The sequence below is a fragment of the Paenibacillus ottowii genome, assembly GCF_050516475.1.
GTDB lineage: Bacteria > Bacillota > Bacilli > Paenibacillales > Paenibacillaceae > Paenibacillus > Paenibacillus ottowii.
This window is the reverse complement of record NZ_CP191577.1, coordinates 2,858,140-2,869,451: the sequence shown is the minus strand read 5'-3', so window position 1 is coordinate 2,869,451 and position 11,312 is coordinate 2,858,140. Positions and strand designations below refer to the sequence as shown.

The following is an 11,312-nucleotide window of genomic DNA, read 5'->3' as shown; positions in this document are numbered from 1 at the left end:
ATGCTAGGATTGGAGTAGAACATTTGTGGACTTTCAAGCCGATATCATAGACCGAGTCATTAAAAATGCCATCCAGGTGATGGAGAACAGCAAATATCAGATGTTCGAAATATTGGACACGGCCCGGACCGAGCTGGTTACGTTAAATCAAGAGCTCCAGAGCGTATTGAAGGAAACGGCGGAAACGATCGAAAAGGTGGATCAGCTGGAGATGAACTATCGGCGGTCCCGAATTCGGTTGACTGAGGTCAGTCGTGATTTCGTCCGTTACTCGGAAGAGGATATCAAGCAGGCTTATGAGAAGGCGACACAGCTTCAGCTCGATGTGATGATTTTTCGCGAGAAGGAAATGTATCTCAAAGCCAGAAGAGATGATCTCCAAAAACGGGCCAAAAGTGTCGAGGCTTCTGTCGAGCGGGCCGAAACCATCGGTTCGCAGATGGGGGTCGTGCTGGAATATTTATCGGGTGAATTGGGACAAGTGACGCGGATCATTGAATCGGCCAAAAATCGGCAGTTTATTGGTCTGAAAATTATTTTGGCTCAGGAAGAGGAGCGTAAGCGCATATCCCGTGAAATTCACGATGGACCTGCGCAACTCCTTGCGCATCTAGTGCTTAGGACGGAAATTGTGGAAAGAATGATCGCCAAGCAGGAATTTAAGATGGTTCAGGACGAAATAGTAGACTTGAAGAAACAGGTTCGCTCCAGTCTTGAAGAAATGCGAAAGGTCATTTTCAACTTGCGTCCCATGGCCCTGGATGACCTGGGACTTATTCCGACGCTCCGGAAATATGTGCAGGATTTTGAAGAAAAAACGAAAATTAGAGCGCTTTTTGAAACAAGGGGCAAGGAACACCGTCTCTCTTCCGCGATGGAAGCAGCCATTTACCGTCTGATCCAGGAAGCTTTGACTAACGCTGCTAAGCATGCTTACCCTACCTATGTGCTTGTTGAGATTACCTACCAGGCGCAGCTTGTAAAAATTGTTGTGCAGGATAATGGTCTGGGCTTTAAGCCAGAGCTTTTTCAGCAAAAAAGTAAAGACCACGGGCATTTTGGTCTGATTGGTATGCGGGAAAGGGTTGAACTGCTCGAGGGGAGAATGGAGATCGAATCAGCTGAGAACCAAGGCACCAAGATAGTGATTCATATCCCAACCAACGTGGAAAAGGGAAAGGAGTAACAACATGGAAAATCAGGAAATAAGTAATGCACCCATTAAAGTTCTGTTAGCGGACGACCATCAGTTGTTTCGCGAAGGACTTAAACGTATTTTGAATATGGAGGACGACATTGAGGTCATCGGAGAATGTGGCGATGGTATTCAAGTGCTGGAATTCTGCAACGTAGAGAAGCCGGATATTGTTCTGATGGACATTAATATGCCAATTGAAAATGGTGTCGAGGCAACTGAAAAACTACGTGAGATGTTCCCGGATGTCAAAGTGATCATTTTATCCATTCATGATGATGAAAGCTATGTATTCGAGACGTTGCGCAAGGGAGCCAATGGCTATCTGTTAAAAGATATGGAGGCCGAGTCTCTCATCAATGCCATTCGTTCCGTACATGAAGGATATGCATTTATCCATCCAAAAGTAACGGGCAAGCTTATTCAGCAGCTTCGCCGGATGACTTACCTGAATGAAACAGGTGCTATGGCGGAAGGCCATACTAAGGAAGCAGGCGTGAAGTTTGTCGCAGGTGAAAATAACCCGCTGACCCGCCGTGAAGCAGAAGTGCTGCGTCTGATGGCTGAAGGCAAGAGCAATAAGATGATTGGTGAATATTTATTCATAAGCGAGAAAACGGTCAAAAACCATGTCAGCAGTATTCTGCAAAAAATGGAGGTTGATGATCGTACCCAAGCCGTTATTAACTCCATCAAATATGGATGGGTTACGCTGTAAAGTGTAGTTATTTCATACATTAGACCACTCAGTTGCCTAGGTATGAATGCTGTACGCCCCTCTTTTGGAGCGAGATATCCGCTCGTACGGAAGTCCAGTACATAACCGTGACACCTCTTCCTGTTATACGGCATATATTGTCGCTATAGGAGGAGGTGGAACCCTCGTGACGGCTCACTTGGTTTGGATATTGCTTATATACGGTGTGGGAGCCGCAGTCGTGCATCTTATGTATATACGACAGGCGGTTCAGGCTTATCACAATGGCGAAGATGCACATGCGGCATCGCCGGATCGTCGTGCGACTCGCTATATTGTGATCACATCCAATGACGGAGATCGTGTGGAATGGGTGATGCGTTCATTGAGCATACTTGCCTGGCTACACCGGAGGCCGTTGCATGTAACGGTACTGGATGATGAATCTATAGACGATACGCTACCGATTCTGACCCGACTGGTGCGCTATAGTCATATGGATGTTTCAGTCATCTCACGTCGTTTTTCACCGGGGAACCCGGTATTGCCGAAGTCAGGCGGTGAAAAACAGGTTGTTATTGATCTTAGAACAGCAAACCCGTTGGCGGGTGCCCCACTTGTTCCTTAGTGACAAGGAACTGTGGACATTGTGGTTAAAATCAGATATAAATGTTTATAGACAGTTGCATATGCAAGACAACAGGGATTTCGTCGAAATCTGTTTGATGTGAAGCACACTTCAGGCTAGTAGCCATGGAAGTGTGCTTTTTTGCGTTTTCCGGGATGACAAGAAACCAAAAAAAGATGGATGGGAGAGAGATCGAAAATGAAAATTGCAGTATATGCAGTCAAGTATAAGGGAGATTGGAATCTCCGATTATCTGTGGATATTCGAGTAGATATGACATGGTGGTTGGGTCGAGATAAGGAACAGGAGAATACTGTCGAAAGGTGGGTGTTATTAGGAGACGAGCTTCCCTTGTCCTGGGCAGTAAGCCTGTGTGAGAGATTTAAGGAATTAGCAAATATGGAGCGATGGGGGAATCAGCAATGGTGGGAATATACGCTTGCACAGCTAAAGAATGAATTGGTTCTAGAGTCTTCTAATGGAGAAGGGATGATCTTATCTGGAGGAGTAGAAAATATATGTATTTGGGATTGTCGACAAGGCTGGGTTTCTCGCACTACACATGGGAATAAGGAATGGGAGACAATAGGAGTTGTACGTTCAATTCAGAACATGAACCTCTTCACGGGAGTGGATGGGTTGGATTTGGAAAGTTTAACGCGACAAGCGAACGAGCTAACTCAATTGTTGGCAGGGCGCCAGTTGCTCGTTCCTGAAGCTGAAGCGCTGCTAGCAGAGGCAGTGCCGGATTTGGAGCATACTTGGCGTTCAGCTGCGCAACTTGCATATCTACAGGGCCGACTCAGCTTTGCTGCTGGCCTTGCTCCAACGCCACGCGCGCGCTGGTCTGCTGCGCGTAGACATGAACTCCGCTGCAACCGTTGTGGCAGCGGAAAGGTGCACCGCACAAGCTGCGCATCGTGCGGTCGTAAGGCGTGCGCATACTGCGAGACATGTCTCGCGCTTGGGCGCAGCCGTGAGTGCTCGCTGCTGCTGCGCGGTACAGCGAAACCTGCCATGCCTCTAGCGGCACAGGTAGCCCCGGCGGCGAATCTCGACCGCTGGGGGCTGAGCCCAGCGCAACGTGCCGCCGCTGAAGCAGCGCTGCGCTTTTTGGCCGCACCACCCGGCGAGGGGCGAAAATCCTCTCGTCCGGAAGGCCAGTGGCAACGGGCGCGCCAATTATTCTGGCGCAGCATGCTTGGGCGCCAAAATGCAGGTGCCGCCGCTACGCATGGCAGCACTCTTGCCGGCAACGGGCAGTCCTCGCCTAAATCTGGCGAGCCTGCTTGGGGGATCGCTAGCCGGTGCTTACCCGATTCTGCGGCTGAACGTTTTCTGCTCTGGGCCGTGACGGGCGCCGGCAAGACAGAAATGATGTTCCCGCTTTTACAACATGTGTTAGAGCGCGGAGGGACAGCGCTTGTAGCAACACCGCGCCGCGATGTGGTGTTGGAATTGGCACCTCGCTTGGCTGTTGCCTTTCCCCAGGTTAGCATGGTGACGCTTTATGGAGGGAGTGCAGAACGGTGGCAAAGAGGACAGTTGACATTGGCAACCACACATCAGTTGTTGCGTTATCGCCAGGCCTTTGATTTGGTTGTGATTGACGAGATTGATGCGTTTCCTTTTCACAATGATCCGATGCTTGCCTTTGCTGCCCGAGCAGTATGTAAGCGGGAAGGAAAGTTTATTTATTTGTCGGCTACGCCACCACGTCCTTTGCAGAAAGAGGCTTCACGTGGCCAACTACCACATGCCAAGGTTCCTGTTCGTTTTCATCGTCATCCCCTACCTGTCCCAATTCGTTTGGATACTGCTCCAGTGCATCATTGGCTGCAAAAAGGTCAGCTTCCTGTTTCCTTTATTCAACGTCTATGCGTATCCATTCAACGTGGAGCACAGATCTTCCTATTTGTGACACGAATCTCACATATTCAAGGTCTTGTGGAACTGCTGATCAGACAATTGCCTGATATACCTATTGCGGGTACCTCATCGCAGGATGAAGAACGAACCGCTAAGGTACAATTATTTCGAGCAACTGAAATACGTGTGCTGGTGACAACCACTATTTTGGAGCGGGGAGTGACTGTTCCACGGAGTGATGTGTATGTACTAGACGCGGACAGCAGTCTTTTTGATGAAGCATCCCTTGTCCAAATGGCTGGTCGCGCGGGAAGATCTAAAGATGATCCATTCGGAAGTGTTGTTTTTATATCTCCCCAATGGACTAGCGGTCAAAAGAGGGCAATCAAACAGATCAAACATATGAATGCACTGGCTCGGAAAAAAGGATATCTGAATTGATGAAGCACTAAATGCATTAAATAAAAAAAGTTTTTTTGGAAATGTGAAACCTGAAACAATGTCGGTACGTAAACTACCAGGAAAGGTGCATTTTGGTATGGGGATGATTCCAAGAACCCGTCTATTTTTGAATTGGTTATTCCATCGTCAGTCACAGACATGTATCGCTTGTGGCACTCTTACAGGCAATTTTTCCGAATTTACTGGGCTTTGCACTCGTTGCTCGATTCAAATTCCCTGGGTTTACAACATTTGCTGTGTTCATTGTGGACGTCCGACGTTTTGTCCAGATTGCGGCAGGCCTGGCGGATTAGCTCGTTACTATGTATGTAATCGGAGTGCAACCAGTTATACGCCGATGATGAGAGAATGGATTGGACAGTTCAAATATCGTGGCAATGAAAAATTTGGTCCCCTTCTGGGGGAAGTCATGAACCGAGCCTATCAGGCGATGAGGCATGAATTTGCAGATCCTAAATGTACTCGTTTCAAGCGATCTTTGTGGGATGTAGATATTGTGACTTGTGTCCCTGTAAGTAAAAAGAGGCTGACAGAGCGAGGCTTCAATCAGGCTCAGATTTTGGCAGAAGAAATTGCAAAGCAAAATAAGCTTCCCTTCCTTTCATTGCTTGTTCGTCCGCAAGATACAGGCAAACAAAGCTTTAAATCAAAAAAAGAACGCATGAATACAATGAATAATGCATTTTCTGTTCACCCCAATATGGCGAATTTGATGAAACCCATTATTTTAAGGGTCGAATCTCAATGCGCTGTGGAGAATATGTATTCCGTTACAATTTTGCTTGTAGATGATATTTATACGACGGGGAGTACATTGCAGGCATGTGCACGCGTTTTAAGAGAAAAGGCATTAGAACAAGGAGTACATTTGGCTATCTTTTGCCTAACCTTAGCAAGATCATGAGTCTAAATTTCTATTATATTCCATAATTTTGCGCTTGAAACTATGAAAAAAAGGTTATAATTCTTTTGAAAGAAGGCTTAAAAGATAGAGCAGAAGCTTTTTAATCCGTACAATCAGCAGAATTTGACAACAAGCTAGAGAGAGGTATATAATAAAAATATAGAGACGAACAAAAAGTTAGGAAGTGAGGGATGAAATCAGAATATTTCAATTTAGAGGTTGATTTTTTTGGAAAAGAGGAGTACAATTTCTTTCTGTTGATAGCTAACATGATTGGTAATAAGTGATTAGCTAACGACAAAAGAGCGGACATTGGGAGTGTCTCGCTCAGTAGTAAAGCAGTTAATTAAAATTTAAAGCTAAAAAGAGGAGAGAACAAAATCATGAAAAACGTAATGAAAAAAGTAGCAGTTTCTAGCATGCTGGCTGTTAGCTTAGGTGCAGTATCTTTGTTGAGTCCACTTGCAACAGGTCAAGTAATGGCAAAATCTGGTTCAGATTACATCAAGGATCAAGCTGAAGAACAACTGATCATTCAACAACAAGAAGCAGCACAAAAAGCATTTGAAGCAAAAGTTTATGGAACTGAAACTACTGAGAACGCAGCAACCACAGCACCTGCTCAATCGACAACAGAGAACAACAACCAAACAACAACAACTACAAAACCAGCAGCAACTACAACTGAAACACCAGCAACAACTGTAAAAACAATCACTGTAAATGTTCAAGAAGGCGACACATTGGCTTCTATTGCTGAAAAATATGGTGTAACTGTTGAAGAATTGGTAAAAATCAACAACTTGGTTAAAGTTGGTCAAGAACTTCAAGTACCACAAACAAATACAACTAAATAATTAACATTATAAACTGTTTTATAAAATATATTTATTAAACCAAGCGTTTGACTATAGTATACGGGAAGGCCTCTATTAAAACAATGCTTTTTTGAATAATTATTTGTAAAATCGCTTGTTTTTTTGGGCTGCAAATTTCCGATGGTACATCTAGCTTAATTTCAGATAGGTTATAGGTTAAATTGATGTTAGGTGTATGAGATTTATGAATACCCACACTCCATGTGCGGAGCATTCGTATGGACGCCGATCCCCCGGATTTACAGTATATGCTTGATGGCATTCGGGGCACAGGTGAACATGAATTCTTCTGAGGATTGTTTCGCCCGGTTTTCCCCTCATTTTATTTCTACATTTTAACCATATTCATATATAGCTGTTTAATGATAAGGAAGCGCTATTCCCGAAAATAACTGGAATGGCGCTTGTTTTATTTTTTATCTAAATTACGGAGTGAATTTTGACGATAAATACTCACATATATTAGGTTGGAATATAAGGGCTCGTTTACCCCTTGTTTTACGTTTATTGTGTTATTGTAAAAATAAATGGAAAAATTCCCACTCATTGAATCTTCCCTTCTTATACTTTTACTATGATAACGAACAAAATGTGCAATTGTGTTAAATCTAAAAAACTTTTTGAATTATTTGATAGACGAAGTTCCTCGCTATAAGGTAATGTAAGGATAAAAGTAATTAAAGAGACCAGAAACTGGAAAGGGGCTACAGAGGATGAATTTGGATAACTGTCCTCGTTGTGGAAAGCTATTTATTAAGAATGTTAGAGGAATCTGCCAGAACTGCATTAAAGAAATTGAGATTGAATACGAACGATGTGTCAAACATATACGTGAAAATAAAGGTATTCATATGCATGAGCTTTCGGAAGCTACGGGTGTATCTGTCAAACAAATCACGACATTTATACGTGAGGGACGTATTTCCATTGCTAATGCGCCCAATATGACGTATCCTTGCGAGGTATGTGGGATACCAATTCGCGATGGGCATATGTGCGATTCTTGTCGAACACGCCTGACTAAAGACCTGAATCAGGCCGTACGCGAAAGCAGCAATCAGGATCAAAGTAATAATATGGGCTCAGGTACCTACAGTGCGATGGATAAACTTCGTGGAAACTAGTACAGGGGAATTAAATACGCATTCAGCTATTCAAAAAGTTTCAAATACCGCCGATAATCTTTATAGAGCTTATCGGTTTTTTTATTTTAGCAATCATGCACAAAATAAAGAAGTAAGGCATAATACGAACCATGTTCGACGCTATGTCGTCTGATACATTCTGACCATATCAAATAACTAAGGAAGGTGGAAGTTATGAAAATTAACGAGACCAACCGCATCGGAGCTATTAATCCATATCAGCGAAATATTGAAACAGGACGTCAAGAGGAGCAAAAAAAATCCCGCCGCAAGGACGAGGTTTCCATTTCTCCAGAAGCAATGGAGATGCTGAACCGCAGCAGTGATGCAGACCGCGTTAAGAAAATTCAGGAGCTTAAGCAGCAAGTAGCTTCTGGAACCTATCGTGTGGATGCCGATAAAATTGCAGAGAAGCTGTTGCCTTTCTTTAAGCAGTCTTCCGAAAGCTAGGTGAAGGATATGCCTTTAGAGCGTTTGATGGATGTGCTGGAGCAACTTAGAGAGGCGCATGAGCAGTTGATCGCACTAGGAACTCAGAAAAAAGAAGCACTGATATCAAATAAGGTAGATCAGCTTATTCTAGTCATGAATCAGGAATCGAAGATGTCCAGACACATTGAACAGTTGGATGAACAACGTCTGCAAGCAGCCTATGAATTTTTGCAGGAACGTGGTATTAAATCCAAGTTGAATCTCAATATTACGGAGTTGTCTCGTCTTGTGTTTGATGTTGAAGACAAGCAGCGCCTCCTTCAAATTCAAAAAAATCTAGCAGATACGCTGGTAGAATTGAAAAGATTAAATGAATTGAATCAGCAGCTCATAAAACAGGCTCTTTCCTATATTGATTTTTCCATTGAGAGTATGTCGTATTATGCGGAATCTGAAGCAGTTTATCAGCGTCCAGCCGACAAAAGCACATCAGCTGTAAGAGCGGGACTATTTGATACACGCGCCTAATTGAAGGAGGATAATATGGTTTCAACATTTCATGGTATAGAAACAGCGAAAAGAAGCTTAAATACACAAACGGCAGCATTAAATACAACCGGGCATAATATCTCAAATGCCAACACAGCGGGCTACTCCAGACAAGTGGTTAGTATGAAGGCCTCGGACTCTATGGAAGCCTACGGTTTGAACCGTTCCGTTGTACGAGGTCAAATGGGCACAGGGGTGGAGTTTACTGCTATTGAGCGTGTGCGTCAGACGTTTTTGGACGATCAGTATCGCAATGAGAATACTTCATACGGTGGATGGAATGTTCGCTATGACACTCTTAACAAACTGCAGACTATTATGAATGAGCCTTCAGATACAGGTATCCGAAAGGTCATGGATAACTTTTGGGATGCATGGTCTGACTTTAGTCAGGATCCACAGGATATCACCAACCGTAAAATTGTAAAAGAAACAACGCTTGCTTTGACAGATGCATTGAATCAGACTAGCAAGCAACTGGACGCTCTTAGCTCAGACTTGACCAATAACATTACTCTGAAAACAACGGAAATGAATTCGTTGTTACAATCCGTTGCTGATCTGAACGGAAATATTGCCAAGCTAGAAAGCTTGGGCGATAACCCGAATGATTTGAAAGACCAGCGCGATTATGCCGTTGATCAGTTGTCTAAGCTTGCTAATGTGCAGGTTACCCAACTGGATAATGGTTACCAAGTGACTGTTGCTGGGCAAGTGGCTGTCGCGGGAACTGAGGTAACTGCGGTGACAGGAGAGGGATTGGTAGCTGCCTTCCAGGGCGGAGCGCTAACTGGTGGGGAAGTATATGGCATGGTCATGTCTCGTGATCGTTATGTAGCTGACTACAAGAGCCAACTGGACCAGCTTGCTAATACACTGGCTAATGGTAATATTTCTGTTAAACTGCCAGCAGGTACAGTATTGCCTGAAGGTACGGTGTTAAATACTGGAGTCAACGGTGCGGCAGTTACATATTCCAATGCAAATAACAATCGTAAATTGACTTCTGACCTGACTGTAACAGTGAAAGGTATTAACGGTCTGCATCAGTTGGGGTATACAATGAGCGGAACTACAGCGCAGGCTGGCGGTGCGTTCTTTACTTCGACAGACGGCGCAACCATTACAGCCGGAAATATTAAACTTAATCCTGATATTCAAAACGATCCAGAAAAAATTGCTTCCTCCCTGCGGGTTAATGGAGCAGGAACGACCAATGAACAAGTTACTGTCGGCAACAATGGACTGGCATTACTGATGAGTGGATTAAAAGCGAATAAGTTTGAATTCAGCGGAGCGACAGCAAAGAATACGACAGTAGATGACTTCTTTAGCTCCATAGTAGGGCAATTGGGGGTACAGACACAGGAAGCGGAACGCCAATCAGAAAATGCCCAATTACTTACGGAACAGGTAGATCTAAATCGTCAGTCAGTGAGCGGGGTATCTCTTGATGAGGAGATGTCCAATATGATTAAATTTCAGCACGCCTATAGCGCCTCTTCACGCTTTATGACGACGTTTGATCAACTGCTGGATAAGCTCATAAACAGTACGGGACGTGTAGGTCTCTAGTATTTTCATAGGTAGTTTTTTATACTTTAAAGGGGGTAAAGCATGCCTATTCGAGTGACCTCAGGAATGACGTCGATGCAGACGCTCAGCAACCTGAACCGCAATTATAGTAATATGGATAAAATGGAGAACCAAATTTCGACTGGACGCAAGCTTAACAAGCCTTCTGATGACCCTGTAGGTGTGACTTATGCTCTGCGTTACCGTGCGGAATTGGCTTCTAATGAACAATTTCAAACCAATGCCGATGCTGCTGTAAGTTGGTTAGATTTTACCGATTCTACTATGCAGCAGGCTCAGGAAGTAATGAAGCGGCTTAAAGAGCTAACTGTACAGGCCTCGAGTGGTACTGTGGATGAGGCTGGACTCAACTCGATCAAGCTTGAAGTTGATCAATTGAAAGGTCAAATGACTAATATTGGAAATAGTCAAATTCGGGGCAAATATATTTTCAATGGGCAGAATTACGATAAGCAGCCATATGTACTGTCCGGCACAGTGACTGATTATTCCCAGATCGATCCTGATACGGGTGCTATCCAGTATTCTGTTGGCGATCAAGACCCGTTTCAAGTGAATACGTCCGGTAGCGAGTTTTTTGGTGCTTCAACAGATTCAGATAATGTGTTTAAAGTGATGGATAATCTGACTGCCGCACTAACTAGTGGTGATCATAACGCTGTTTCGGTGCAATTGACGAATATTGAATCGCGTACGAACAAGATGCAAGCCAGTCTTTCTGAGGTTGGTGCACGTACCAATCGGGTTCAATTGGTTCAAGCACGCTTGACGGATCGAAATCTAAATTTAACCACATTGCAGTCCAAAACCGAAGATGCGGATATTGCCAGTCTAATGATTAAGGCTACCTCGGCTCAAACGATCTACCAGGCAGCATTGAAGTCCTCTGCTTCTATTATGCAGCCATCGTTAGTGGACTTTATGCGTTAGAAGTGTATTTGGATTTTTTGGTTCACT

11 protein-coding genes are annotated in these 11,312 nt (G+C 44.1%); all 11 read left to right on the top strand.

The window, feature by feature from the left end; all coding sequences use genetic code 11:
- The first annotated feature begins 25 nt into the window (after window positions 1-25).
- The 11 genes from ACQQ6X_RS13325 to flgL all read left to right on the top strand — a co-directional run bounded on the left by ACQQ6X_RS13325 (window position 26) and on the right by flgL (window position 11,285).
- Window positions 26-1,186, top strand: a complete 1,161-nt coding sequence (locus tag ACQQ6X_RS13325) for a sensor histidine kinase (protein WP_013373402.1) — start codon at window positions 26-28, stop codon at window positions 1,184-1,186.
- 4 nt (window positions 1,187-1,190) lie between these two features.
- Window positions 1,191-1,913: a response regulator gene (locus ACQQ6X_RS13320; protein ID WP_007432713.1), complete on the top strand. Its 723-nt coding sequence runs from the start codon at window positions 1,191-1,193 to the stop codon at window positions 1,911-1,913.
- Window positions 1,914-2,079: 166 nt separating this feature from the next.
- Window positions 2,080-2,520, top strand: a complete 441-nt coding sequence (locus tag ACQQ6X_RS13315) for a hypothetical protein (protein ID WP_063212257.1) — start codon at window positions 2,080-2,082, stop codon at window positions 2,518-2,520.
- A 198-nt stretch (window positions 2,521-2,718) separates the two neighbouring features.
- A complete protein-coding gene (locus ACQQ6X_RS13310) occupies window positions 2,719-4,830 on the top strand; it encodes a DEAD/DEAH box helicase (protein WP_305165726.1) in 2,112 nt (703 codons plus the stop codon).
- A gap of 358 nt (window positions 4,831-5,188) precedes the next feature.
- Window positions 5,189-5,755 carry a ComF family protein gene (locus ACQQ6X_RS13305; RefSeq protein ID WP_326401077.1) on the top strand — a complete coding sequence of 189 codons (567 nt, stop codon included), beginning with the start codon at window positions 5,189-5,191 and terminating at the stop codon, window positions 5,753-5,755.
- A gap of 383 nt (window positions 5,756-6,138) precedes the next feature.
- The gene (locus ACQQ6X_RS13300) at window positions 6,139-6,612 is read left to right on the top strand and encodes a LysM peptidoglycan-binding domain-containing protein (RefSeq protein WP_305165724.1); all 474 of its coding nucleotides are present in this window, start codon (window positions 6,139-6,141) and stop codon (window positions 6,610-6,612) included.
- A 734-nt stretch (window positions 6,613-7,346) separates the two neighbouring features.
- Window positions 7,347-7,757 (top strand): TIGR03826 family flagellar region protein, encoded by a 411-nt coding sequence (locus ACQQ6X_RS13295; protein ID WP_142612407.1) that lies wholly within the window; start codon window positions 7,347-7,349, stop codon window positions 7,755-7,757.
- Window positions 7,758-7,952: 195 nt separating this feature from the next.
- A complete protein-coding gene (gene flgM / locus ACQQ6X_RS13290; protein WP_013373392.1) occupies window positions 7,953-8,228 on the top strand; it encodes a flagellar biosynthesis anti-sigma factor FlgM in 276 nt (91 codons plus the stop codon).
- Window positions 8,229-8,237: 9 nt separating this feature from the next.
- Window positions 8,238-8,738: a flagellar protein FlgN gene (locus tag ACQQ6X_RS13285; protein WP_064797807.1), complete on the top strand. Its 501-nt coding sequence runs from the start codon at window positions 8,238-8,240 to the stop codon at window positions 8,736-8,738.
- A 15-nt stretch (window positions 8,739-8,753) separates the two neighbouring features.
- A complete protein-coding gene (gene flgK, locus ACQQ6X_RS13280) occupies window positions 8,754-10,334 on the top strand; it encodes a flagellar hook-associated protein FlgK (protein ID WP_305165723.1) in 1,581 nt (526 codons plus the stop codon).
- Between the two features lie 42 nt (window positions 10,335-10,376).
- Entirely contained in the window at window positions 10,377-11,285 is a 909-nt protein-coding gene (gene flgL / locus ACQQ6X_RS13275; RefSeq protein ID WP_305165722.1) for a flagellar hook-associated protein FlgL, read from the top strand.
- Window positions 11,286-11,312: the final 27 nt, after the last annotated feature.

What these genes read in the sequence shown, in the direction of transcription:
- flgK (WP_305165723.1), top strand. Translation starts at nt 8,754, where the DNA reads ATGGTTTCAACATTTCATGGTATAGAAACAGCGAAAAGAAGCTTAAAT.
- flgM (WP_013373392.1), top strand. Translation starts at nt 7,953, where the DNA reads ATGAAAATTAACGAGACCAACCGCATCGGAGCTATTAATCCATATCAG.
- ACQQ6X_RS13300 (WP_305165724.1), top strand. Translation starts at nt 6,139, where the DNA reads ATGAAAAACGTAATGAAAAAAGTAGCAGTTTCTAGCATGCTGGCTGTT.
- ACQQ6X_RS13295 (WP_142612407.1), top strand. Translation starts at nt 7,347, where the DNA reads ATGAATTTGGATAACTGTCCTCGTTGTGGAAAGCTATTTATTAAGAAT.
- flgL (WP_305165722.1), top strand. Translation starts at nt 10,377, where the DNA reads ATGCCTATTCGAGTGACCTCAGGAATGACGTCGATGCAGACGCTCAGC.
- ACQQ6X_RS13285 (WP_064797807.1), top strand. Translation starts at nt 8,238, where the DNA reads ATGCCTTTAGAGCGTTTGATGGATGTGCTGGAGCAACTTAGAGAGGCG.
- ACQQ6X_RS13310 (WP_305165726.1), top strand. Translation starts at nt 2,719, where the DNA reads ATGAAAATTGCAGTATATGCAGTCAAGTATAAGGGAGATTGGAATCTC.
- ACQQ6X_RS13320 (WP_007432713.1), top strand. Translation starts at nt 1,191, where the DNA reads ATGGAAAATCAGGAAATAAGTAATGCACCCATTAAAGTTCTGTTAGCG.
- ACQQ6X_RS13305 (WP_326401077.1), top strand. Translation starts at nt 5,189, where the DNA reads ATGATGAGAGAATGGATTGGACAGTTCAAATATCGTGGCAATGAAAAA.